This window comes from Bradyrhizobium sp. MI1.11 (genome assembly GCF_055811255.1).
In genome coordinates this window covers 1-24,812 of record NZ_JBVVPM010000040.1, presented here as the reverse complement: position 1 = coordinate 24,812, position 24,812 = coordinate 1, and the positions used below count along the sequence as shown (strand labels likewise).

Sequence of the window (24,812 nt, the reverse complement as noted above, 5' to 3'; positions counted from 1 at the left end):
CGGGTCTTTAGGCGAGTGGAAGCGCGCTGCCGGTGGCCCATGTGGCCATCACGACGTCGCCGACGGTGAACGGATCCGCGAAGAAAGTCTTTTCCGGCACGTAGGCGACGAACGCGTCGTCCGGCACGGTGTCCAGCATGACCTTGACGAAATAGCCCTGGTATTCGATCGCGAGCACACGACTCGGCAGCAACGTGGTGCAGCCCGGCGGTAGTCCCCTGCCCGGCCGGACCAGCGCGACATCGTCGCGGCGCACGGCGATATCGATCTTGTCACCGACGCTCACCGTGGACCGCGCCTGAAGCGGGACCTCGATGCCATCAGGCGCGGCCTGCGCGAGCGTAAAGGTCGAACCGTTGACCTTCTCGACCCGCCCCGACAGCACGTTCTGCCCGCCCATGAACTCAGCGACGTAACGATCGTGCGGATGGGCATAGACGTCGCGGGCCGCGCCCGCCTGCTTGATCCTGCCCTGCTCCATCACCACCACCAGATCGGCGAGCGCGATCGCCTCGAGCTGGGTATGGGTGACGTGGATGAAGGTGATACCGAGCTCCTGCTGCATCCGCCTGAGCTCCTGGCGCATCTGCACGCGGAGCTGCTCGTCCAGGGCGGACAGCGGTTCGTCGAGCAAGAGTACCCTCGGCTCGGTGATCGCGGCGCGCGCCAGCGCCACACGCTGCTGCTGGCCGCCGGAGAGCTGCGCCGGCAGGCGGTCGGCGAATTGCGTCAGCCGCACCTTCTCGATCATGGCATCCGCAGCGCGCAGGCGATCAGCCTTCGACATGCCGCGCACGCGCAAGGCGAACGCGATGTTGTCGCGCACGGTGAGATGCGGGAACAGCGCGTAGGACTGGAACATCATCGCGGTGCGCCGCTGCACCGGCGCAAGACCGACGACGTTCTGCCCGCCGATCACGATCTCGCCGGCGGTCGGGTCCTCGTGGCCGGCGATCATGCGCAAAATCGTGGTCTTGCCGCAGCCGGAGGGACCGATGAAGCAGCAATAGGCGCCGTCGGCGATCTTGAGATTGACACCGTCCACCACATTGGTGACGCCGTCAAAGCTCTTGCAGACGCCCGCCAGTTCGATATCGCCGCGATCACTCTTCATTCTCAGCTCAACCCTTTGTGCTGCTGCCGCGCTTTTTCTGGATCAGCACGATGCTGCCCAGGCTTGCGCCGATCACGATGAAGGAGACGATCGTCGTCACCGTCCCGAGCGCATAGAGTGAGGGGGACGTGACGTTCAGCGTCATGCTCCAGATCTCCAGCGGCAGCGTGTTCAGTGAGCCCGCGGTCTGGAGGCTGCGCGCAAACTCGTCGTAGGAGAGCGTGAAGCCGAACAGCGCGACCGCGACGAGGCCGGGCGCCAGCACCGGAATCATCACCAGCCGGATCGATTGCCAGCGGCTGGCGCCGAGGTCGTAGGCCGCCTCCTCCCAGACGAGGTTGAAGCGCGACATCACCGCAAACATCACGAGCACGCCGAACGGCAGCGTCCAGGACAGTTGCGCGCCGAGCGCCGAGGTGTACCAGCTCGCATTGAGCCCGAGCGCCTGGAACAACAGACCGGTGCCGAGGCCGAGCACGAGACCCGGCGCGACCAGGCTGCCGATCATCATGTAGAACACGACGGTGTCGCCGCGAAAGCGCTTGCGAAAACCGAGCCCGGCGAGGAACGAGACCACCACCGTGATAACAGTGACAATGACGGCGAGCTTGATCGAGCGGTCGAACGAGCCCTTGACGTCACCGGTCCGCACCTGGGTGAAGAGATCGACGAACCAGTGCAGCGAAGTGCCCTTCATCGGGAACACGAGGCCGCCGCGGATGTCCTGGAACGACAGGACGTAGATGCAGAACATCGGGCCGTAGAGCGCGATCACATAGAACGCAAACAGCGTTGCCAGGACGTAGAACGTCCACGGCCGGCCGCCCTTGCTCGGCGCAATCGCCTTTGTCGCCGGCGCGATCGTCTTTGACACATCGGTTTCGGGCATGTCGGCGAGAACCGCGCTCATCGCGTGATCTCCTGCCTGATGTCGACGGTGCGCAGGATCAGCGAGACGATCGCGACCAGCACCAGCGTCAGCAACACTGCGCTGGCCGCCGCGGTCGGATATTGCAGCACGCCGACGTCCTCGTAGAACGCGCTCACCACCGAAGCCGAGCCGCCGCCGGACATCACCTTGACCACGAAGAAATCGCCCATCACGATCGAGACGACGAAGATGGTGCCGAGGGCGATGCCGCTCTTGGACATCGGCACCACGATCAGGCGCATGATGTCGAAACGGCTGGCGCCTGCATCAATCGCGGCCTCGATCAGCTTCTTGTCGATCCGCGCCATGGAATTGAAGATCGGCACGATCATGAAAATGGTGAGCTGGTGGACATAGGCGATGACGACCGCCAGGTCCGAGAACAGCAGCACTTCCAGCGGCTGGCGGATCACGCCAAGCCCCAGCAGCGCCTGGTTGATCAGGCCTTCCTTGCCGAGCAGCGGAATCCAGGAAATCATCCGGATGATGTTCGAGGTCCAGAACGGCACCGTGCAGAGCAGGAACAGGCCAATCGCCAGCAACTGGTTGCGGACGTGGAAAACCAGGAAGTAGGCGACGAAGAAGCCGATGATCAGTGTGAAGATCCAGGTCAGCACCGTGAATTTGATGGTCGCGAGATACAGCTTCAGCGTCAGCGCCGAATGCAGCACCTCGACATAGCTTGCGAGCGTGAAGCCCGGCGTCAGCCCGCCAAAGCCGTCGGTGGCAAAGAAGCTCGCGGCCAGCACGACCAGGATCGGCGCCACGAAGAACGGTACGAGCACGAGCACGAGCGGAGACACGTAGAGCCAGCCGGCGAGATTTGCGCGTGGTGAGGTTTGAGCTGGACTAAGAGCTGGACTAAGGCTTGGCTGCATGTCGGCAAACGCCTCGAACTCGGTCATTTGGCACCGGCGCATCGCCGCGCCGGCGCTTCGTTCACGTCAGGAAAAGCAGGTTTCAGGCCACCTTGAAGTCGTTCCAGCGCTTGTTCATGTAGGCGGCTTCGTCCATCAGCGTATTCCAGCAGGAGATGTTCTTGACGCGGTCGAGGAACGAGCCGCCGTCACGCTTGGTGCCGCTCTTCTCCATCGGCACGCCATAGGGATCGTTGACCACCTCGGGCGCGGGCTGGCCCTCGTACCAGAACGCCCATTCGGCCGGCGTGAGGAATTTCTTCGCAGTCGAAGGGACCGGGCTGTAATAGCCGTAGCGCGCGACGAAGCCGCCCTGCCAGCCCGACAGATACCAGTTGAGATATTCATAGGCCGCGTCCAGCTTCTTGCCGGAGAGATGCTTCATCAGGCCCATGCCGTTGCACCAGCCGCGATAGCCTTCCTTGCCGTTCTTGATGTTGACCGGCGCGTAGACGCAGGGGATTTCTTTCACGCGCACCGCGGCAACCGCCGGCGACCACATCGACTGGATGACCACTTCGCCCGCCGCCATCAGCTGCACCGACTGGTCGAAGGTGGTCCAGGTCGCGCGGAACTGGCCCTGCTTCTTCAGCTCGATCAGCTTGTTGCAGGTGAAGTCGATCTCCTCCTTGGTCATGTTGCCCTTGTTGCCGTACTTGATCAGTCCGGCGCTTTCGAAGCAGAGCGCGGCGTCCATGATGCCGATCGCGGGCACGTCGAGGATCGCGGCCTTGCCCTTGAACTTGGGATCGATCAGATCCTTCCACTCGGTCACTTCATGGCCGACGAGATCCGGGCGATAGCCGATGGAGTCGGCGTTGTAGACCTGCGGCAGGAAGGTCGCCCATTCGGTGACGCCGTCGTTCAGATCGGTGGAGTCGGGCTTGGAAATGTACATGGCTTCGTAGGGCGAGATGCCCTGGCGCGGGATCTTGTGACCGTCGATCTCGCCCTTGGTGAAGATCGGCAGGATGTTGTCGAACTCCTTGATCTTCTTGACCTCGATGCCCTGGATCACGCTGCGCTTGGCGGCCAGCTTGGCCTGCCAGCCCTCGAGATCGGCGATGTCGACCGTATTAGGCTGGCTTATGAAGCGGTTGATGGCGGCGGAGGTGTCGAGGTTCTGCATCGTCACCTTGAAGCCAAGATCTTTGGCGGCCTGGTCGCCGATCGCCTTCACCACCGAATAGGATACGCCGACATGGCGCAGCTCGATGTCCTTGATCTCCTGCGCCCAGATGGTCGGGAAGCCGCGGATCGCGTCCGACCCCGCGGCCGCGCCCGCAACTGCGGCCGCCCCCTTCAACAGTGTGCGCCGGTTCAGCTTTTTCGCAGACTTGTCGCTCGTCCCCGTCGGATTGGCAGTGGATGTCCCCTTGTCCTTGTCAAGCATGGCAACCCCCGTTGGTTACAATAAGCGCTCGCCCCGATCGTCATTGATCGGCTGCGGAAGTGATCAATTGCGGGCGAGGCTAGGGGCAGGAAATTGCGAAGTAAAATTGGAAGTAAAAATTCGCCGCATAAACGCGGCTAATGGTTCGCGCCGCTGCATTTGCTTTCAGCAGCACCGCATAAGAAGACGTCAGGAGGTGCATGCAAGGTAGCGCGCCGAACGGCGAGGGCCCGTTCGCGCGGCAGGCGTGATCGGGATCACGATGTCGATTGCCTCAGGATTTCAGCGCGTCACGCGCCGTCTCCGGCGCCATCAGCGTCGCGATGATCGTGATGATCGAGAGCGCGATGATGTAAACCGACACGGCCCAGTAAGAGCCGGCCCACGCGAGCAACGCAGTCGCAATCAGCGGCGAGAAGCCGCCGCTGAGCGCAGCGGCGACGTTGGCGCCCAGCGAAGCGCCGCTGTAGCGCACCTGGGTTCGGAATAGTTCCGGCATGAAGGCGGCCTTCGGTCCGAACAGCAGCGCATGCGTCAGTGTCATCGTGACGACGAGCGCGAACGTGATCAGTGCCGGCTCCTTGGTGTCGAGGAACCAGAACAGCGGAAACGCCAGCGCCACCGAAAACACGCCGCCGGCAAGATACAGCGCCTTGCGGCCGAAGATGTCGGACAGCCAGCCCGCAAGCGGCAGTGTCGCGAACTCGACGAGCGCGGCATAGACCACGGCATTCAGGATCACCTGGCGCGGCAGGCCGAGCTTGGTCGTGGCATAGACGACGGTGAAGACGGTGAGGAGATAAGCGAGCCCAACCTCCGACACCGTGATGCCGACCGCGAGCAGAAAACTGCGCCAGTCGCGGCGAAGCACTTCCCATACCGGCTGCGCCAGTACCTCCTTGCGCTCGACCACGTCCCTGAAGTGCGGCGTCTCGGCAAGCCGCAACCGCACGAGGAAGCCGACGCCGACCAGGAGAATGCTGATCCAGAACGGCACGCGCCAGCCCCAGCTCAAAAAATCGGCCTCGGGCAATTGCGTCAGCAGGGCAAAGATGCCGGTGGAGGCGGCAACGCCGACGGGAAAGCCGATCTGCACCAGACTGCCATAGAAGCCGCGGCGGTTGCCGGCATGCTCGATCACCATGACGACCGCGCCGCTCCATTCGCCTCCGAGGCCGATGCCCTGGATGAAGCGCAGGAGGACGAGGAAGATCGGCGCCCAGACGCCGATCTGGCTGTAGGTCGGCAGGCAACCGATCAGGAAGGTACCGAGGCCCATCGCGATCATGGTCGCGACCAGCATGGTCTTGCGGCCGAGCCGGTCGCCGTAATGCCCGATGATGGCACCGCCGATCGGCCGCGCCACGAATCCGACCGCATAGGTCGAGAATGCCGCCAGCGTGCCGACGAATGGATCGAAACTTGGAAAGAACAGCTTGTTGAGCACGAGGGCCGCGGCGGTGCCGTAGATCAGGAAGTCGTACCACTCGATCGCGGTGCCGAGCGCGGCTGCCCACACCACATGCGCTGTCGTCGATCTCTCCGTTTCGCCGGAGACCCCCGTTGTTACCGTCATTGCCGCGCCCCACAATTCCAGAGGGCATCATGGCCAATCATGATGATGGTTGCAACTTGTCCGCGCATAGTCGTCGACGAGGACCACAGTGGGTGTCAATTGCGCGCTACGGTTTCAGCACCGTCATTGCGAGGAGCCCTTGCGACGAAGCAATCCAGAATCTCGCCGCGGAAAGCCCTTGGATTGCTTTGCTTCGCTCGCAATGACGGTGTTGAAGCAGTGGCGTGCGTCTCTCCGCAACGCCCTCCCGGCAGTCACAGACCCCGTATACCCACTTATTCGTTATTGACAAACGTATTCGCTAATATCTAATTAGCTCCAATAACCAGCCGCGCCAAGCGGCCCATAAAAGAGAGGGAACGACAATGAAAGCCTATCTGGCCTGCACCATGCTCGCGGCCGTGATTTCGGCTGTCGTGACGACGGCCGCGACCGCGCAAGTCTCCGACGACGCGGTGCGGATCGGCGTGCTGACGGACCTGTCGAGCTGGGGTCGCGACAACAGCGGGCCGGGCTCGGTCGAGGCCGCCAAAATGGCCGTGGAGGAATTCGGCCCGACCGTGCTCGGCAAGCCAATCGAGATCATCAGCGCCGATCACCAGATGAAGACCGACGTGGGCGTGCAGATCGTGCGCGGCTGGTTCGACAACGGCAAGGTCGACGCGGTGGTTGACATCCCCAATTCCGGCATCGCGATCGCCGTGCACAACATGGTGCGCGAGCGCAACAAGATCGCCCTGCTCTCCGGCCCCGGCGCAAGCTCGCTGACCGACGAATTGTGCAGCCCGAACACCGTCCACTTCACCTACGACACCTACGCGTTGTCCAAGGTCACCGCTTCCGCCGTGATCAAGGAAGGCGGCAAATCCTGGTACTTCATCACCGCGGACTATGCTTTCGGCCAGCAGCTCGAGAAGGACGCCACCCGCTTCATCAACGAGATGGGCGGCAAGGTTCTGGGCGGGGTAAAGCATCCGACCAATACGGCCGACTTCTCCTCTTTCGCGCTGCAGGCGCAAAGCTCGAAAGCCGACGTCGTCGCCTTCGCCAACGCCGGCCAGGACACCGACAACGCTATCAAGCAGTCCGGCGAGTTCGGCCTGGTCCAGGGCGGCCAGAAGCTTGTCGGCCTCCTGATGTTCGACACCGACGTGCACGCGGTCGGCCTCAAGGCCGCGCAGGGCACCTACATGACCACCGCGTCGTACTGGAACATGGACGAGGCGACCCGCGCATGGTCGCGGAAATTCTACGAGCGCACGAAGGTGATGCCGACCATGATCCAGACCGGCGTCTACGGCTCGGTGCTGCATTATCTCAAGGCCATCAAGGCCGCCGGCACCGACGATCCGGCCAAGGTGATGGCCAAGATGCGCGAGCTGCCGATCGAGGATACATTCGTTCATGGCGGCAAGTTGCGCGAGGACGGCCGCGTCATTCGCGACATGTATCTGGCCAAGGTGAAAACGCCCGAGCAGTCCAAAGAACCCTGGGATTATTTGGAGATCATCAAGACGGTGAAGGGCGAGGACGCCTTCCGCCCGGTCTCCGAATCCAAATGTCCGCTGCTCAAGAAGTGAGGCACCGCATGACCGGTAACGAGCGCAACGCAGGCGAAATCTACGAGTGCGATGTGCTCGTGGCTGGATCGGGCTGCTCCGGCATGTCGGCCGCGATCACCGCGCGCTATCGCGGTCTTGACGTGCTGATCGTCGAGAAGGAGCCGCGCTTCGGCGGCACCACCGCCCGCTCCGGCGGCTGGCTCTGGATTCCCGGCACCTCGCTGGCAAAGGTCTACGGCATCGAGGAGACGCTTGAGCAGGCGCGGACTTACCTGCGGCACGAAGCCGGCAACAACTTTGACGCCGCGCGCGTCGATGCATTCCTGAGGGCCGGGCCCGAGGCGGTCGATTTTTTCACCAGCAAGACGGCGCTCCGTTTCGACATGCCGCTGGTGTTCCCGGACTATCACGCCGAAGCGCCCGGCGGCGCGCAGGGCGGCCGCTCGATGGTGACCCGCCCGTTCGATGGCCGCGAGCTCGGCGACCTCATCGAGACCCTCGGCATGCCCCTGCCCGAGCTCACGGTGTTCGGCATGATGCTCGGAAGCGGCAAGGAGATCATCCATTTCATGCGTGTGACGAAGTCGCTGAACTCAGCGGTCTACGTCGCCAAGCGCCTGTCGCGGCATCTGATGGATGTGCTGCGCTATGGCCGCGGCATGACGCTGACCAACGGCAATGCACTGGCCGGACGTCTTGCGAAGTCCGCGCAGGATTTGAAGATTCCGATGTGGCTGTCTTCGCCGGTGGGTGAGCTGACGGTCGAGGACGGTACGGTCACGGGAGCGATCGTTTCGCGTGAGGGACGAGACGTGCGCGTCCGCGCACGGCAGGGCGTCGTGCTCGCCTGCGGCGGCTTTCCGCACGACGTCGAACGGCGCAAGAAGATGTTTCCGCACGCGCCGACCGGCAATGAACATTTTTCACCCGGTCCTACCGGCAACACCGGCGACGGCCTGCGCCTTGCCGAAGGTGCCGGCGGGCATGTCGAGGATCGCTTGCCGAACGCGGCGGCCTGGGTGCCGGTGTCGCTGACCACGCGCAAGGACGGATCGAAGGGTGTGATGCCGCATTTCATCGACCGCGCCAAACCCGGCGTGATCGCGGTGATGCGCGACGGCAAGCGTTTTGCCAATGAAGGCAATTCCTATCACGACTTTGTCCAGGCCATGGTCAAGGCAGCAAAGCCCGGCGAGGAGATCGCCGCCTATCTCGTCTGCGATCACAAGACGCTGCGGAAGTACGGCCTCGGCTGCGTGCCGCCGTTTCCGATGCCACTGGGTCACCATCTCAAGACCGGCTATCTCATGCGCGGCGATACGCTCGAGGCGCTGGCGGCGAAGGCCGGCATCGATGCCAAGGCCCTCACCGAGACGGTCAAGCAGTTCAATGCGACCGCATCACTGGGACACGATTCCGCTTTCGGCAAGGGCTCGAAGGCCTACAACCGCTACCAGGGCGACGCGCTGCACGGCCCGAACCCTTGCGTGGCGCCGATCGAGAACGGTCCTTTCTACGCCATCAAGATGGTGGTGGGCGATCTCGGCACCTATGCCGGCATCGTCACCGACGAGAACGCGCGGGCGCTGGATGCCGAAGGCCGGGTCATTCCGGGGCTCTATGCCGCCGGCAACGACATGGCCAGCATCATGGGCGGCAATTATCCCGGCGCCGGCATTACGCTTGGGCCGGCGCTGACCTTCGGCTACATTGCCGGCCGTCATCTCGCCGACAGCGCCGCCAAGCGCGACGCGGCTTAAGCCCGCCAGGAGGCGCATGAAGAGAGAAAGCCGCGGCATCCAGTCGATCGAGGTCGGCGGGGAATTGCTCCGCGCCCTCGCCCGCAGCGGCGAGCCGATGATGCTGCGCGATCTCGCCCGCGAGGCCGGCATGACGCCGGCCAAAGCGCATCCTTATCTTGCCAGCTTCTCCCGCATCGGGCTGATCGAGCAGGACGAGACCACCGGCCGCTATGAGATCGGCGCACTGGCGCTGGAGCTCGGCCTCATCAGCCTGCGCCGCCTCTCCGGCGTACGATTCGCCGGGCCGAAGATCGCGGCGCTTGCAAGCCAGATCGGACACGCGGTCTCGCTGGCCGTCTGGGGCACGCATGGTCCGACCGTGGTGCAGTTGGAGGAGCCCGGCCAGCCGGTGCACATCGTGATGCGGGCCGGCTCGGTGATGGCACTGCTGGAGACCGCGACCGGCCGCGCCTTTGCAGCTTTTCTGCCGGAGAAGTCCATCAACGCCGCGCTCGAAAGCGGCCTCGACCGTCATGGCGTCGGTTACAATCCGAAGCGTCTCGTGAAAGGCGCGAAGGTCGCCGATATGCTCACCGAGGTCCGCAAGCACGGTCTCGCCCGCGCGCTCGGCGATCCCCTGCCCGGCGTCAATGCGTTCGCCGCGCCCGTGTTCGACCATTCCGGCCATGTCGCCCTGGTGATCACCGCGATGGGGCCGGAAGGCACGTTCGATGCCCGCTGGGACAGCGCGATCGCCCATGCCCTGCGCGACTGCGCGGGCGGGATCTCGAAGCGGCTGGGCTACGGGATGACGATTGCGGCGGAGTGAGCGCGGTTGGTCCGACGTCATGGCCGGGCTTGTCCCAGCCATCCACGCGCCACCGCGATTGCGGAAGGACGTGGATGCCCGGGTCAAGCCCGGGCATGACGAGGGAGAATACGACGCCCGCTACCTCTCCTTCACCGGCACCGTGTAGTTCAGGATCAACCGCCCGCCATCCGGATAGATGGTCTGCCCCGTGATATAGGACGCATCGTCGCTCGCGAGGAACGCCACGACGGAAGCAACCTCGCTCGGCTCGCCGCCACGGCCGGCCGGCGTGCGCGACATCACGGTTTTGCGGGCATCCTCCGAGGTGTAGATGGACGACGCCACCATGTCAGTCAGAATCGTGCCCGGCCCGACCGCCACGACGCGGATGTTGTGTGGGGCGAGTGCGACGGCGGCGACCGAGGTGAGCTGCTTCATGCCGCCCTTGGACATCGCGTAGGTCGCAAGCGCCGGGATCGCCAGCAGTGCATTCACCGAGGACATGTTGACGATGACCCCGCCGCTACCTTGCGCGATCATCTGCTTCGCCGCCGCCTGCACGCCGAAGAACGCGCCCTTCAGGTTGATGCCGATGATCTCGTCGAATTCTTCTTCGGATATCTCCAGGAGGTCCCGGTTGCGGGCGACGCCGGCATTGTTGACCATGATGTCGAGCCGGCCGAACTCTCTTGCAGCCGTTGCGACCAGCTGGTCGACATCGACACGCTTGGCGACATTGCCGACGACAGTGCGCAAGGCATCCGGCCGCGCGAGTTCGGCGGCCGTCGCGGCCAAACCCTCGGCATCGACGTCCGAAATGATGACCTTGACGCCGTCATCCAGAAATCGCTTTGCGCAAGCCTTGCCGATACCGCGCGCCGCGCCGGTGATGGCGGCGACCTTGCCGGTTAGTTTCATGGTCTCACTCCAGGATAGCTGCTTGGGGCAGACTGTCGCCGGGCGAGAAACCCGGCTCAGGCCGCCGCGAAGCCAAGATGAGCACGGAACCGGTTCTTGATAAAGACGGCATCCCGCGAGGGCAGCGAGCGCGGCGGATTTTCGGCCAGGACCTTGATGACAAACAGCCGCGGGCCATCGGCCGGCCCGGCGATTTGGGGTGCGAGGCGCTGCACCTCCTCGATCGTCCGCACGGTTCCGGCAGCGGCAAAGCCGCAAGCCACGGCGATTGCGGTGAGGTCGACCCCACGCCCGGTGTGGCTGGCCTGCATCCCGGTCTCGCCAAAATGCTGGTTGTCGATCACGACAATGTCGAGATTGCGCGGGCGTGCGACGCCGATGGTGGCGATGCCGCCGAGGCCCATCAATTGCTCGCCATCCCCGGTCAAAGCGAGGACGCGTTTTCCCGGCTGGGCTTGCGCGAGGCCAAGCCCGATCAGCGCGGCGCCGCCCATGGCGCCCCAGAGATAGAAATTGCCGTCGTGGTCGCCGACCGAATGAAGGTCATAGGTCGGCGAGCCGAGGCCGGAGACGACCAGCGTGTCCTTGCGATTCTTCAAGAGCGCGGCAACGGCGGCGCGGCGATCGAGTTGAGCTTGCATTGGCATCACCACTTCTTCTTGCCGATCAGGCGCTGCCCGATCAGCACCGCGATCTGCTGATCGGAATCGTAGGCGAGCGCTGCGGCCGATTCGACCGTCTCGACCAGATCCTCCGCCGTCTCCGCCCGCATCACCTTCAAACCAATCGCTTCCAGCGAGGGCTGCGTCGCCCGGCTCATCGGCACCTGCCAGGGATTGAACTCGGCCCATTCGCCGCGCATCGTCACCAGCATCAGCAGTGGAAATCGTCCGATCGCCGACAGCGACAGCATGTTGATGCAATTGCCGACCCCGCTCGACTGCATCAAGAGCACGCTGCGCTGGCCGCCGAGCCAGGCGCCGGCGGCGATGGCGACGCCCTCCTCTTCCGTCGTCAGCACGTTGGTGGTGACGTCGCGATCGGCCGAGAACAGGCTGATGAGCTGGCTGTGGCCGGCATCGGGGACGTATGACATCTGCCGCACGTCGGCGGCTTTCAGGATGCGGTAGAGCTCGGACGGCCAATTGTCTGCGCGCGTGTCGGGATTGGATTGAAGGCTGTGCACCGCATGTCTCCGTGGATTTCGAGCGGCACTCTAACGATGTTCAGGCGCGAAAGCTCTGACCGTCTGGCGCGATCAGGTATCGAGGGATTGTATAGCTGCCTCTTCCGCTGCCGGTGGGACAGCGCACGATGCGCATGGCTGCGCCCTCTCCCCTTGCGGGAGAGGGCATCACCGCTGACAGATACAAACTCATTTGGATGAGGGGTATCTCTCCGTGCACTCATCCGCATCTATATGCGCGGAGAGATACCCCTCATCCGGCGCTTCGCGCCACCTTCTCCCACAAGGGTAGAAGGAAGAGGAGCCATAGGCAACTTCTCGACCTCTAGCCAAACTGGCGCGGCCGCAGTCCTGCATGAAACCAGGTGATCATGGAATAGATATCGTAGACGGGCAATCCGACCTCGGCCTGAAGCGCCGCCGCATAAGGCGGCATGTTGGTGCATTCCAGCACGATCGCGCCGACATCCGGGTTGCTGGCGACCAGCTCCTTGCCGGCCTCGACCACGTCACGTTCGGCCTGCGCGATATCCATGTCGTCCTTCTCGGCCTTGATCAGGACGCGGAAGAATTCCTTGCCGTGCTCGGTGCCGACCAGCGGCGTATCGAGCGGCACGCCGGCGCCTTCGAGATGAGCCGGCGTCAAGGATGAACCTGAGACCGTGACGAGGCCGACGCGCTTGCCCGGCGGCAAGGTCGCCTGCACCCACGGCACCTGCATCAGTGACGAGGTCGCGACGGGAACGCCGACCGCGGCTGCGATCTCCTTCTGGAACAGCGAGAGGAAGCCGCAATTGGTGGTGATGGCTTCCGCCCCGAGCCGCACCAGATCCTTCGCCGCATCGATGAAATCAGGCAGCAGACCGGCCGCACCGTTCAGCACCACTTTCTCGGGCGAGGCACCGCTCACCACGCGATAGAGCACGGGGAAAGGCCAGGTGGTGCCGTTGCCCATGTCGCCGGGAATGCGGGGAAAGCGCGCCTCCAACATCAGGATGCCGAGCGGTGCTCCATAGATGGCCTTGCCGCCGCGGGCGATACGAGAAGGCGAGTTGGCAGGATGGGTCATGGTACGATCTCAGAGAAAACGATCGGGCGAAAACGGTGCCAGCGGAATTTCCGGCGGCTTGCCGCTCAGAAGCTGGGCGACGAGACGACCGGTGCGGGCCGAGCCGACCAGGCCGATATGGCCGTGGCCGAAGGCATAGACGATATCGCGCGAGGCCCGCGCGTAACCGATGCAGGGACGTCCGTCTGGCATGCTCGGCCGATGACCGAACCAGGTCTTGATGCGGGAGGCCGGAATGTCCTTGGGCAGTTTTGGGAACATGCTGACGAGATGGTTGCGCAGAATCTCGGCACGTTTCCAGTTCGGCGCGGCCTCGAGGCCTGCGATCTCGACCGTGCCGGCGGCGCGCAAACCCTTGTCGGTCCAGTTCACCACCATCTTCGCATCCGAGGCCATCATCGAGCTGCGCGGGCCCGTTTCCGGATTCTCGATCATCACGTGATAGCCGCGCTCGGTCTCCAGCGGCAGCGGATCGCCGATGGACGCCGTGAGCCGCTTCGAATGCGCACCGGCGGCAATCACCGCGGCATCACACGCAATCTCGCCGGCCTCGGACAGGACAGCCACGAGCTTGTTGCCGGATAGTTTCAGCCCAATTGCCTTGGCCCGCACGAGCTCGGCGCCGCTTGCCAGCGCATGTTGCGCGAGGGCCGCGACATAGGCACCGGGGTCGCGGCAGCGACCGGCTTCCTCCACCACCACGCCAAAAGTGTAGCGCGGATGCAGATCGGGCTCGCGCTGACGCATCTCGTCGGCCGAAAGCTCCAGCCATTCGACACCGACGCGCTTGCGCACGCGCCAGCCGAGATCATTGTCGAAATTGCCGCGTGACGGGAAGACATGCATCACGCCGTTACGCTCGATCAATTCAGGGACGCCCGCCTCCTCCGCGAGCTTCCTGTGCAATAGCGGCGCGTCCTTCAGGAGATCGCGCAGCGCAAATGCCGTCTTCTCGACCCGCGCCTTGGTCCAGCCCGAGAGCAGATATTTGATCAACCAGGGCAGCGCCTTCGGCAGATAAGACCAGCGGATCGCGAGTGGCCCGAGCGGATCCATCAGATAACCCGGCACCTTCTTCCAGACACCGGGCTCGGCCGGCGGGATCACCGAATGCGAGGAGAGCCAGCCGGCATTGCCGTAGCTCGCCGCCTGTTCGCCACCGGGCTCGCCCGGATCGATCAGCGTGACGCGATGGCCCTCGCGCAGCGCCTCGATCGCGCTGATCACGCCGACCGCGCCGGCACCGATGATGGCGACGTGGCGGCCTTGCGGCATCGGCTATGCCTTCACCGCAGGGGCAAAGTCCTTGCCGACCGACATCGCACGCGGATCGATGATGCAGTGGAGGATCGACGGCTTGCCCGAGGCGAGCGCACGCTCGAACGCCGGCGCGAACTCTTCGGTGCGCTCGACGCGCTCGCCATGGCCGCCGAATGCTTTTGCGTACATCGCGAAATCCGGGTTCTTGAGCTGGGTGCCGACCACGCGTCCGGGATAGTCGCGCTCCTGGTGCATGCGGATGGTGCCGTATTGCGCATTGTCGACGACGATGACGACGAGGGCTGCGTCGTACTGCACGGCGGTCGCGAATTCCTGCCCGTTCATCAGGAAGCAGCCGTCACCGGCAAAGGCGATAACAGTACGGTCCGGATATTGTCGCTTCGCGAGCACCGCGGCCGGCACACCGTAGCCCATCGAGCCCGACGTCGGCGCGAGCTGCGAGGCAAAGCTGTGAAAGCGATGATGCCGATGGATCCAGCCGGCGTAGTTGCCGGCGCCGTTGCAGACGATCGCGTCCTTGGGCAGGCGATCGCGCAGCCAGGTCATGACCTGGCCATACTGGAACGTGCCCGGCAGCTCGCGCGCCTTGTCGGTCCAGGCGAGATAATCGGCATGCGCCTTGGCGGCCTCGCCCTTCCAGGCAACGGCGCCGGCCGGCTTCAGCGTCTCGACCGCGGCCGCGAACGCGGCGGGTGTGGCCTGGATCGCGAGCTCAGGCTGATAGATGCGGCCGAGCTCTTCGGAGCCGGGATGAACGTGGATCAGCTTCTGCCGCGGGGTCGGAATGTCGAGCAGCGTGTAGGATGAGGACGGCATCTCCGACATGCGGCCGCCGATGAGAAGAATGACATCGGCGCCGTCGATCCGCGCCTTCAGGCCCGGGCTCGGGCCGATGCCGAGGTCGCCGGCATAATGCGAGTGATCGGCGTCGATCAGCGACGCGCGGCGGAACGAGGTCGCGACCGGCAGGTCGAACCGCTCGGCAAAGCGCGCGATGCTCCTGGTCGCCTCATCGGTCCAGCGCGAGCCGCCGAGAATGACGAGCGGCGCCTTCGCGCCCGCAAGCATGGCGCCAACGTGCTCGATATCCGCGGGCGCCGGCCAGCTCATCGCCGGCTCGATCCGCATGGCGTCCGCAACAGCTGCGGTCTCGGTCAGCATGTTCTCGGGCAGCGAGATCACCACGGGACCGGGACGGCCCTGCATGGCGACGCGGAAGGCGCGCGCGACCAGCTCCGGAATGCGGTCGGGACGATCGATCTCGACCGCCCATTTCGCCATGGTGCCGAACACCGCCTTGTAGTCGAGTTCCTGGAACGCCTCGCGCTCGCGCATGCCGGTGTCGACCTGACCGACGAACAGGATCATCGGCGTGGAATCCTGCATCGCGATGTGGACGCCATGGCTGGCATTGGTGGCGCCGGGGCCGCGGGTGACGAAGCAGATACCGGGACGGCCGGTGAGCTTGCCATAGGCCTCCGCCATCATCGCGGCACCGCCCTCGGCGCGGCAGATCATGACGTCGATCGGGCTGTCGTGCAGCGCATCGAGCGCCGCAAGGTAGCTCTCGCCCGGCACGCAGGTGACGCGCTCGACGCCTTGCGCGACCAGCTGATCGATCAGGATCTGGCCCCCGGTGCGGGTGTTGCGAATGGTCATGACGGCTCCCTCAAGGCTTTGGCGATGCGTTTCGCAGCTTCGCGAAAATTTTGTTCCGGGCTGGCGTAGGACAGCCGGAAACAAGGTGCAAGGCCGAAACCGCTGCCCGGCATTACGGCCTCGTCATGCCTCTCCAGAAAATAGCGGCGGCAGCCATGCCTCTCTCGGACGTCGACCGGGGAGCAGGCCCCTTGCCGTCATGCCCCTTTGCGCTGCCGAGCGCTTGCCAGCAGCACCAGCATGAACGAGGCCGCCGTCATCAGTGTCGAGATGGCGGCGATGGTTGGGTCGATCTCGTCGCGGAGCGCGGTGAACATGCGCTTGGTCAGCGGCTGATACTGGCCGCCGGAGATGAACAGCGCGACGATGGTCTCGTCCATCGCCGAGATGAAGGCGAAGATGCCGCCTGCGACCACGCTGGACTTGATCTGCGGCAAGGTCACCGCGAAGAAGCTGCGCAGGCGGTTCATGCCGAGGCTGCGTGCGACCATCTCCTGCGCCGGATCGAAGCTTTGCAGGCCCGCCAGCACCGAGATGATGACGTATGGCAGGCCCAACATGACATTCGCCAGCACCAGGCCCGGCAGCGTCGCGACCAAGCCGACTTTCGCATAGAGGAAGAAGATGCCCACCGCGGTGATGATGATCGGCACCACCAGCGGCAACAGCAGCATCATGTGGATCAGCCGCATGATCCGCAGCTTCGACTGGCTGATGCCATAGGCGGCGGCGACGCCGAGCGGCGTTGCGATAAACACGGTCAGAAGCGCGACCGTCAGCGTCACCCGCGTCGCCTGCATCCAGGCCGAGTTGGAGAAATACTGCTGATACCAGCGCAGCGAGAACGACGGCGGCGGAAAGGTCAGAAAGCGCGCGCTGGAGAAGGAGATCGGCGCGATGATCAGCACCGGCAGGATCAGGTAGACCAGCACCAGCGCGCTGATCATATAGAGGGCGATCCGGGCGGGCGACAATCGCGTCATTTCTGCCCCAATATGCGATCGAGCGAGATGAAGCGGCTGAGGGCGAAAAAGATCGCGAGCACGCTTAAGAGCAGCACGACGGCGACCGCGCTCGCAGCACCGAACTGGTTGTAGAGCTCGACATTGCGGCTCACCAGCATCGACACCATCACCGTGCGGCCGCCGCCGAGCAGTTCCGGCGTGATGTAGAAGCCGAGGCAGAGCACGAACACCATGGTGCAGCCTGCGAGCACGCCGGGCAGAGACAGCGGCAGAAAGACGCGGACGAAGGTAAGCGACGGGCTCGCCCCCAGGCTGGCGCCGGCCTGCATGAGATCGCTCGGGATCTTCTGCATGGTGGCATAGAGCGGCAGCACCATGAACGGCAGGAGGATGTGTACCGTCGCAACCACCGTGCCGAAGGTGTTGTGCACCAACGCGAGCGGTTCGCTCGTCACGTCGAGATAACGCAAGAACTGGTTGATCACGCCGGTGCGCTGGAGCAGCGCCAGCCAGGCATAAGCGCGCACCAGTACACTGGTCCAGAACGGCAGAACGACCAGCGACAGGATGAGAATGCTCCATCCTTTCGGCACCGAGTTGGCGAGGTAGGCCACGGGATAGCCAAGCAGCAGCGCGATTGCCGTGACCGCGAGACTGATCTCGAAGGTCAGCGCAAAGCTGCGCCAGTAGATGTCTTCAGTGAAGACGCGGCGATAATTCTCCAGCGTGAAGCCGTCATGGTAGATCGACTGCCAGGCGAGCCAGCCGACCGGCAGCACGATCAGAGCCAAGATCACCAGCAGCGCCGGCGACACCAATGCCAGCATCAGCGCATGCTCGCGGCGCTGATGCTTTTGGGAGGGATCTGGCATTGATGTCGTCAGCATTTGCTCGCTCATCTCGGGTGGTGCACCTCTCCCGCTTGCGGGAGAGGTCGGATCGCGAAAGCGATCCGGGTGAGGGTTCTGTCCTCTTGGGGAGTCTTTCTCGCGGAGATACCCTCTCCCCAACCCTCCCCCGCAAGCGGGGGAGGGAGCGCAGTGTCAGCTCTGGCACGACTTGCGCTCATCGCGATTTCGCTTACTTCTGCATGAACGACGCCCAGCGCTTCTCCGCCGCTTCGCCGGCTGGCGACGACCACCACGCGTAGGACATCAGCGCCTGCTTGGCCGCATTGGCCGGCTCGCTCGGCAATTGCGCGGCGCGCTCGGGCTTGATCACCTTGGTCTCGAACGCCTTTGGATTTCCCGGACCATAGTCGATATGCAGCGGCAGATTGGCCTGGTGCACGGGATCGACGGCCTCGTTGAGAAACTTGACGGCCGTCTCGAGATTCGGCGCGCCCTTGAGGATGCAGAGCGAGGTGCTTTGCAAAACGCCCTGGTTGTAGGTGAAGGCGACCTTGGCGCCTTCCTTCGCGACCGCGCTGACGCGGCCGTTCCAGGCCATCTCCATGTCGACCTCGCCGTCGTTGAGCAGTTGCGCCGACTGCGCGCCGGAGGTCCACCACACCGTGATATTCGGCTTGATCTCTTCGAGCTTCTTGAAGGCGCGGTCGACGTCGAGCGGATAGAGCTTATCGGGCGCGACGCCGTCGGCCATCAGTGCCGCCTCGAGTGTGGCGAACGGGTGGTTGCGCAGTGCGCGGCGCCCGGGAAATTTCTTCACGTCCCAGAAATCGGCCCAGCTGTTCGGCGCGTCCTTCGGAAAGGTCTTCTGACTGTAGGCCAGGACGCTGGAATAGAACTCGTAGGAAACCGAATAGGGACTGCGATAGGATTCCGGCATCGCCGCGCCATTCGGAATCTTTGAGAAGTCGAGCTTCTCGATCAGCCCCTGCTCGCCGCCACGCAGGCAGTTGCCGGTCGGCGTATCCACGACGTCCCAGATCGGCTTGCCGCTGCCGACCTGGGTCTTGATCGCCGGCCAGGCATCGGGAATGGAATCCTGGTTGATGGTGATGCCGAGCTTCTTGGCGGAAGGATCGAGGATCGTCACCGTCTGCGCCTGCTGATAGGCGCCGCCTTGCGAGACAAAGGTGATCTGTTCGGCAGCGGCGGCGGTGCCGGTTGTTGCGAACAATCCGAGCGATCCGCCCAACAATGCGTAGCCAAATCGAATATCTCGTTTCGTCGTCATCCTCGCCTCCTCTGTCACCAATTGAATGTCACTGTCCGATCGCATCGAGAAACTGGTACCAGCCGGCGATCATGCGCACGGCGGGCTCGCGCAGCGGATAGAACGGAATCGCCCTCAGGCGCCGCGCGTCGAGCAGCCCGACCTCCGGTGTCTCGCCGCGGACGAAGGCGGCAAGATAGCGGCCCATCAGGCTCGACATCGCGACGCCCGCGCCGTTGTAGCCCATCGAGAACAGCGTGCGGTCGTCGAGCCGGCCGAGATGCGGCACCGAATCCAGCGTCATGGCAACGAGGCCCGACCATTTGTACGCGAGCGGCACATCGGCCAGGTCCGGAAAGATGCCGACCATCGCCTTGCGCAGCGCATCGAATGCGGCTTCCGAGTCCTGCCTGCCGAAGGCGCCGCGCCCGCCGAAGATGACGCGATTGTCGACCATGCGGAACCAGCGCATCATGCGCTTGGTCTCGGTGTAGGTGCGGCCCGTCAGCATCAGCTTGCCCGCGAGATTGCGCGGCAGCTGCTCGGTAGCGACCATGGCGCTGCGGAAGGGAATCAGGGTGCGCTGCATCTGCGCGGTGGCATCCGTCAGGTCCGAATAGCTGTTGGTGGCAATGATCGCCTGCTTCGCCCGCACCGCGCCTTGCGGCGTCTCCGCGACGATGCCGCCGTTGTCGCGCCGGAGTCTTACGACCGGCGACTCCTGGAAGATCGGCACCCCGCGGCGCGCGACGCCGTCGGCGAGACCGCGCAAATAGTTCAGCGGATGAATGCCGCCAGAGCCGGGATTGAGCACGCCGCCAACGAAGCTGTCGGAGCCGGTCTCGTCGCGTACGCCGCGCTTGTCGAGAATACGGACCGCGGCGGAGCCCATCTCGCGCGTCATCCAGTTGGCTTCGTCGATCGCGGCCTTCAGCGTGGTCTCATTGTGTGCGGCCTTGACCTGGCCGGTGCGGGCAAGCTGAGCGCTGGTGATGCCGAATTCGGAGACCAGCTCCTCGACCATGTCGGTGGATTCATGCGCGATCTCGTACATTCGCCGCGCCATGGCGCGGCCGTGCACGGCGTCGATCTCGCGGAACGAGAGACGGAATTTTGCGGTGATCACGCCGCCATTGCGCCCACTGGCGCCCCAGCCCGGGCGGTTGGCCTCGAGCACGATGGGGCTGAGCCCGCTCTTGGCGATGTGGTGGGCCGCGGACAGGCCGGTATAGCCGGCACCGATGATCACCACGTCAGCCTGGCTCTCGCCGGACAGGACCGGAGACGCGCGCGCCGGCTCCGCCGTGGCTTCCCACAGCGAGTTGGCCGACGGCAATGCGCCCCAGTTCTGCGTCATCTCCGCGCTCACAAAGTTAAACCGCCGGCCCGATCGCCGCGTCGGCGAGCGCCTTCAATGTCGGGAAATGGAAGTCCGGCTTGGTCAGCGTCTCCACGGCCGGCGTGCCGCCGAAGCCTGCCATGCCCTGACGCCGCTCGATCCAGCACACCTTGTAACCGAGCTTCCGCGCGATCCCGATGTCGTGATACTGGCTCTGCGCCACGTGCAGAATGTCGGACTGCTTGTAGCCGAACGCCGACTGGCGGCCCTTGTTGTAGGCAAAGAATTCCGGGTTCGGCTTGGCGACGCCAGTCTCGTCGGCGCAAACGGTATCGTCGAAGGGATTGCCGAGCGCATGCGCGTAACAGGAGAGCGCGACGCGGTCGGCGTTGGTCATCGCGACCAGGCGGAATTTAGTTCTCAGGCGCTTCAGAGCCTCGACCGAATCCGGGAACGGTCCCCAGCGCAGCACCGCGAGTTGGAACACGTCGCAGGAGGCGTCATCGGCCTGCAGCCCGAGCTCCTTGGCGAGATAGCGATAGACATGGAACATCACCTCGCTCGAACGCTCATGGTGCTTGTCGCGGCCACGCTTGTAGGATTCGAAGATCTTGTCGTCGCTGAGCTCGGCCGGCGACTTGCCCGAGATCCTGCGCACCGCGGAGAGCACGCCGGTCTCGAAATCGATCAAGGTGCCGACGACGTCGAAGGTGAGAACCTTGAAATTGCTGAACGAGGCTGCTGACGACATTTTGGCTTCTTCTCTCGGTTGGACAAGGCTTGGGTTCAGTCCCTCACCCTGGGTACGACGATGGTGTCCTCGGGGTGAAGGGTCACGGTGAGGCTGCCGCCGAGTGGCGGGATGCGGCTGTAGGCCTGGTGGTAGCTCGGCTGCCGCAGGCTGAGCACGATGCCGTCGGCGAGCGCCAGGAAGATGCGCAGGCTCTCGCCCTGATAGACGATGTCAGTGACCGTGCCGGTGAGCCGGTTGCAGGCTGAGTCCGGCGCGCCGTCGTCGATCAGCAGCTTTTCGCTGTGCACGGCGAGCATCAGCGAGTCTCCGTCGGGAATGGCGCGGGCGCTGCGCAGAAGCACATTGCCCAGCGCAACGCCGGAGGCATCGACGCGTCGCACGGGAAGCATCGTGGCTTCGCCAATGAAACTTGCGACGAAGGAATCCGCGGGATGATCGTGCAGGCGCTCGGGCGCGTCGATCTGGATCAGCCTGCCGTCTTTCATCACGGCGACGCGGTCGCTCATGGTCAGCGCTTCGCGTTGGTCGTGGGTGACGTAGATGATGGTGGCGCCGATGCGCTTGTGCAGCGCGCGCAGCTCGATCTGCATGGATTCGCGCAGTTGCTTGTCGAGCGCGGACAGCGGTTCGTCCATCAGGATCAGCCGCGGCTCGAAGATCATGGCGCGTGCGAGCGCCACGCGCTGGCGCTGGCCGCCGGAGAGCTGCGCGATACCGCGCTCTTCGTAGCCGGCAAGGCCAACCATCGAAAGTGCCGTGCGCACCTTGTCCGGCCAGACCGCCTTCGGCAGCCGTCGCGCGCGCAAGGGAAAGGCGACATTCTCGCCGACGCTCATATGCGGGAACAGCGCGTAATTCTGGAAAACGACGCCGATGTCGCGCTTGTGCGGGGGCATCCAGGTGACGTCGCGGCCGCCAAACAGGATCGTTCCGCTCGATGGCAAGATGAAGCCGCCGAGGATGCCGAGCAACGTGGTCTTGCCGGAGCCGGAGGGGCCCAGCAGCGAGACGAACTCGCCGGCGGCGACATTGAGGGACACGTCGTCGAGGGCGCGAACGGCACCATAGGCCTTGCTCGCGGATCTGATCTCGACGCTTTCCGCTCGTTTGTCCAACGATCGACCTCGCCATGTCCCTGCAACGGCGTGCCTCACTGCACGCCATAAGCCTGCTTTATAGACAGGAAATTTGAGCACTCACGGTCGAAGCGTGCACCGCACCAACATCTTCGCTCGCAAGCCCTGTCTTTAGGCTGTGACGCCAATGACACCAGACTTGGCAAAACTCGGCAATTGCCAAATTCTCACCTGGCTCATAACATGGTGTTATGCCCGAGCTGCGCCGCATGCTGCCCTCAAGTAACGCCTTGTTCGTCTTCGACGCAGCGGCGCGCAATGGCAGCTTCACGGCGGCTGCCGCCGAACTGAACGTCACCCAGCCTGCGGTGAGCCGGATGCTCGGACAGTTCGAGGAGCACCTAGGCGTTCGCCTGTTCGACCGAACAGCAGGACGTGCGGTGCTCACCGAGGAAGGCGAACTCTTGTATCGCCGCGTGCTCGAAGGTTTTCGCAGCATCGAGAGCGGACTCGTGGAAATCGAACGGCGGCGCAAGGGCACCGAGACGGTGACGCTGTCGGTCTCCTCCGCGTTCACCACGCACTGGCTGATGCCGCGCATCGACAAGCTGCAGAAGCAATTTCCGCAGGTCGATCTGCGCTTCCAGCTCATTTCCGGCGCGCTGCGCGGGCCGGTGGAGAATGTCGACCTCGGCATGCGCTTCCGCGATCGCGAGGAGCCGTCATCCGGCGGCACGCTGGTGATGAAGGAGGTCATGCTGCCGATGTGCAGCCCTGCCTATCTCGGCGAAACCGATCCCGCCGAGGGCAACACCATCATTAGGCTCGCCGAGACGCCGGGCGACTGGGCCGCGGATTACGCATCGCTTCTCACCGGGCGTCGCGGTGCGGCCAAGGCGCTGAGCTTCACGGACTATGCCGTCGTGATGCAGGCCGCCCTGCTCGGCCAGGGTATCGCGCTCGGATGGCTGACGGTCGCCTCGCACTGGCTGTTGACGGGCGCGCTGGTGCCGGCGTCCGACACGCTCACCACGACGCGCCGCATCTGCGAATTCCTGCCACCGCGCAACCGGCCGATGCGCCCCATCGCCGCCGAGATCCGCGACTGGATCACCGCCCAGATGAAAAGCGAGATCGCCGCGATCGACCGGCTCTATCCAAAGCTCGGCGCGATGGCTGCGTGCTACTAGAGCGTTTTCGGGCGAAGTGGATATACCGGCTCGCGTGAAGAAAACGCGTCAAAACCGGAGTCTAGGCGGGTGTCAGCGCGGCACAGTAACGATCGGGCAGGTGATCGCCGATGCCCGCCGGGAGCAGCACCGTAAGCCTGCCGACGACATCCGACCGCGTGTTCTCGGATACGCCGCTGAGGAGATTGCGGACCTGCTCACCAATTCCAGCATTCGCCATTGGCTCATCCGAACCAACATTCGTCGTGAGCTGGCTGGCGCTGAATTTGGCGCCGCGTGCACAGGCGAGATAACGGCCGACGTGATGAAAGCCAAGCCCGGGCGGAGGCACGGTCGGGACGATGTCGGTGCCGTGCACGAGACGATAGGTCATCCTGCCGAACGTACCGTTGTAGAGTGCGACGAAATCGTCGCGGCCCACGCGCGGACAACCGTAAAGATAGATCTGCGCATCCGCGAGTTGGAGCTGCTCCCGCGCGAAGTCCACCGTTGCCACCGCGATCGCGGCGCCGAGGCTGTGCCCAGTGATGAAGATCGGTGATTTGCGCGCCAGCGCTGCCGCCAGTGCGCTCTTCACGTCGTCCCACACGGCTGCCGCCGCATCGACGAACCCCTGGTGCACGGGCGCCTTCGGTCGGCCAAGCGTGAAATCGCTGACCCAGTTCAGGAGATGAAGCGGGTCGGTGCCGGCGAAGGCGACAATTGTTGCGTCGCCCTTGCTCGCGATGATCCCGCGCGTGTCGGTCAGCGGCAGCGTCGAATGCGCCGGCTGGCTCAGCAGCTTGACACCGGACAGATCAAAGAACGGAGAGACCCTGTTGATCGTGTCCGGCACATGGGTCTCGTAGGCGAGTTGCGACATCCACATCATCGCGCGAGCGATGTCGAGATCAAAGCCGGTTGATGTCTCGTTGAATTTTGCAAATGCCCGTCGGTCATATTGATCGGGAGGAAGTTCGACCAGAATGCTCACATCAAGCTCCTAAATGGCTTATTGCTGCAATGCGTCGATCGAAAACGGAATGGCGCTACCTTCGCATATGGCTGGAACTTTGACAATCTGTGCGCGTGCCCGGGACGTATTCTGCCGTCGCGCTTAAGAGGACAAGGTTGAGACGAGGCACCTCTCCTCCACGTCATTGCGAGCGCAGCGAAGCAATCCAGAGTCTTTCCGCGGAGGGATTCTGGATTGCTTAGCTGCGCTCGCAATG

Annotated in this window: 22 protein-coding genes; 4 read left to right on the top strand and 18 right to left on the bottom strand. The window is 64.0% G+C overall.

Going from position 1 to position 24,812, the window contains the following annotated elements; genetic code table 11:
• Positions 1-7 precede the first annotated feature (7 nt).
• The 5 genes from AC0L30_RS30305 to AC0L30_RS30285 all read right to left on the bottom strand — a co-directional run bounded on the left by AC0L30_RS30305 (position 8) and on the right by AC0L30_RS30285 (position 5,931).
• Entirely contained in the window at positions 8-1,114 is a 1,107-nt protein-coding gene (locus AC0L30_RS30305; RefSeq protein WP_473405877.1) for an ABC transporter ATP-binding protein, read from the bottom strand.
• A 7-nt stretch (positions 1,115-1,121) separates the two neighbouring features.
• Positions 1,122-2,024, bottom strand: a complete 903-nt coding sequence (locus AC0L30_RS30300) for an ABC transporter permease (RefSeq protein ID WP_354127256.1) — start codon at positions 2,022-2,024, stop codon at positions 1,122-1,124.
• Positions 2,021-2,950: an ABC transporter permease gene (locus tag AC0L30_RS30295; protein ID WP_354168307.1), complete on the bottom strand. Its 930-nt coding sequence runs from the start codon at positions 2,948-2,950 to the stop codon at positions 2,021-2,023. The genes AC0L30_RS30300 and AC0L30_RS30295 overlap by 4 nt, the downstream gene beginning before the upstream one ends.
• 55 nt (positions 2,951-3,005) lie before the next feature.
• On the bottom strand, positions 3,006-4,355 hold the full coding sequence (locus AC0L30_RS30290; RefSeq protein WP_473405876.1) for an ABC transporter substrate-binding protein: 1,350 nt from the start codon (positions 4,353-4,355) through the stop codon (positions 3,006-3,008).
• Positions 4,356-4,629: 274 nt separating this feature from the next.
• A complete protein-coding gene (locus AC0L30_RS30285; protein WP_473405875.1) occupies positions 4,630-5,931 on the bottom strand; it encodes an MFS transporter in 1,302 nt (433 codons plus the stop codon).
• A gap of 365 nt (positions 5,932-6,296) precedes the next feature.
• Between AC0L30_RS30285 and AC0L30_RS30280 the strand changes: the two genes are divergently transcribed.
• Genes AC0L30_RS30280 through AC0L30_RS30270 form a run of 3 tightly spaced genes read left to right on the top strand, consistent with a single transcriptional unit; the run spans position 6,297 to position 10,064 of the window.
• Entirely contained in the window at positions 6,297-7,511 is a 1,215-nt protein-coding gene (locus AC0L30_RS30280; protein ID WP_473405874.1) for an ABC transporter substrate-binding protein, read from the top strand.
• A gap of 8 nt (positions 7,512-7,519) precedes the next feature.
• Positions 7,520-9,253: an FAD-dependent oxidoreductase gene (locus AC0L30_RS30275; protein ID WP_473405873.1), complete on the top strand. Its 1,734-nt coding sequence runs from the start codon at positions 7,520-7,522 to the stop codon at positions 9,251-9,253.
• 16 nt (positions 9,254-9,269) lie between these two features.
• Positions 9,270-10,064: an IclR family transcriptional regulator gene (locus tag AC0L30_RS30270; protein WP_473405872.1), complete on the top strand. Its 795-nt coding sequence runs from the start codon at positions 9,270-9,272 to the stop codon at positions 10,062-10,064.
• A gap of 120 nt (positions 10,065-10,184) precedes the next feature.
• Here the strand turns inward: AC0L30_RS30270 and AC0L30_RS30265 are convergent, their stop codons facing one another.
• The 12 genes from AC0L30_RS30265 to AC0L30_RS30210 all read right to left on the bottom strand — a co-directional run bounded on the left by AC0L30_RS30265 (position 10,185) and on the right by AC0L30_RS30210 (position 22,450).
• Entirely contained in the window at positions 10,185-10,964 is a 780-nt protein-coding gene (locus tag AC0L30_RS30265; RefSeq protein WP_473405871.1) for an SDR family NAD(P)-dependent oxidoreductase, read from the bottom strand.
• Positions 10,965-11,020: 56 nt separating this feature from the next.
• Positions 11,021-11,611: a thiamine pyrophosphate-dependent enzyme gene (locus AC0L30_RS30260; protein ID WP_473405870.1), complete on the bottom strand. Its 591-nt coding sequence runs from the start codon at positions 11,609-11,611 to the stop codon at positions 11,021-11,023.
• Entirely contained in the window at positions 11,611-12,150 is a 540-nt protein-coding gene (locus AC0L30_RS30255) for a thiamine pyrophosphate-binding protein (RefSeq protein ID WP_007595796.1), read from the bottom strand. The genes AC0L30_RS30260 and AC0L30_RS30255 overlap by 1 nt, the downstream gene beginning before the upstream one ends.
• A gap of 325 nt (positions 12,151-12,475) precedes the next feature.
• Positions 12,476-13,219, bottom strand: coding sequence for an aspartate/glutamate racemase family protein (locus tag AC0L30_RS30250; RefSeq protein ID WP_354127251.1), 744 nt, complete (start codon positions 13,217-13,219; stop codon positions 12,476-12,478).
• A gap of 9 nt (positions 13,220-13,228) precedes the next feature.
• Positions 13,229-14,494: an NAD(P)/FAD-dependent oxidoreductase gene (locus AC0L30_RS30245; RefSeq protein WP_473405869.1), complete on the bottom strand. Its 1,266-nt coding sequence runs from the start codon at positions 14,492-14,494 to the stop codon at positions 13,229-13,231.
• A 3-nt stretch (positions 14,495-14,497) separates the two neighbouring features.
• Entirely contained in the window at positions 14,498-16,159 is a 1,662-nt protein-coding gene (locus AC0L30_RS30240) for a thiamine pyrophosphate-binding protein (protein WP_473405868.1), read from the bottom strand.
• Positions 16,160-16,356: 197 nt separating this feature from the next.
• A complete protein-coding gene (locus AC0L30_RS30235) occupies positions 16,357-17,142 on the bottom strand; it encodes an ABC transporter permease (protein ID WP_219681238.1) in 786 nt (261 codons plus the stop codon).
• Complete coding sequence (locus tag AC0L30_RS30230; RefSeq protein ID WP_473405867.1) at positions 17,139-18,011, bottom strand: ABC transporter permease; 873 nt, start codon at positions 18,009-18,011, stop codon at positions 17,139-17,141. The genes AC0L30_RS30235 and AC0L30_RS30230 overlap by 4 nt, the downstream gene beginning before the upstream one ends.
• Positions 18,012-18,204: 193 nt before the next feature.
• The gene (locus tag AC0L30_RS30225) at positions 18,205-19,263 is read right to left on the bottom strand and encodes an ABC transporter substrate-binding protein (RefSeq protein WP_473405866.1); all 1,059 of its coding nucleotides are present in this window, start codon (positions 19,261-19,263) and stop codon (positions 18,205-18,207) included.
• Positions 19,264-19,291: 28 nt separating this feature from the next.
• Complete coding sequence (locus AC0L30_RS30220; protein ID WP_473405865.1) at positions 19,292-20,599, bottom strand: NAD(P)/FAD-dependent oxidoreductase; 1,308 nt, start codon at positions 20,597-20,599, stop codon at positions 19,292-19,294.
• A gap of 16 nt (positions 20,600-20,615) precedes the next feature.
• Positions 20,616-21,332 carry an HAD family hydrolase gene (locus AC0L30_RS30215; protein ID WP_007595813.1) on the bottom strand — a complete coding sequence of 239 codons (717 nt, stop codon included), beginning with the start codon at positions 21,330-21,332 and terminating at the stop codon, positions 20,616-20,618.
• A 35-nt stretch (positions 21,333-21,367) separates the two neighbouring features.
• Positions 21,368-22,450, bottom strand: coding sequence for an ABC transporter ATP-binding protein (locus AC0L30_RS30210; protein ID WP_354127245.1), 1,083 nt, complete (start codon positions 22,448-22,450; stop codon positions 21,368-21,370).
• Positions 22,451-22,662: 212 nt separating this feature from the next.
• Here AC0L30_RS30210 and AC0L30_RS30205 point away from each other — a divergent pair, with 212 nt between their 5' ends.
• Positions 22,663-23,601: a LysR family transcriptional regulator gene (locus AC0L30_RS30205; protein WP_007595822.1), complete on the top strand. Its 939-nt coding sequence runs from the start codon at positions 22,663-22,665 to the stop codon at positions 23,599-23,601.
• A gap of 61 nt (positions 23,602-23,662) precedes the next feature.
• Here AC0L30_RS30205 and AC0L30_RS30200 read toward each other — a convergent pair whose 3' ends face one another.
• Positions 23,663-24,574 (bottom strand): lipase family protein, encoded by a 912-nt coding sequence (locus AC0L30_RS30200; protein WP_354160489.1) that lies wholly within the window; start codon positions 24,572-24,574, stop codon positions 23,663-23,665.
• Between the last annotated feature and the right edge of the window lie 238 nt (positions 24,575-24,812).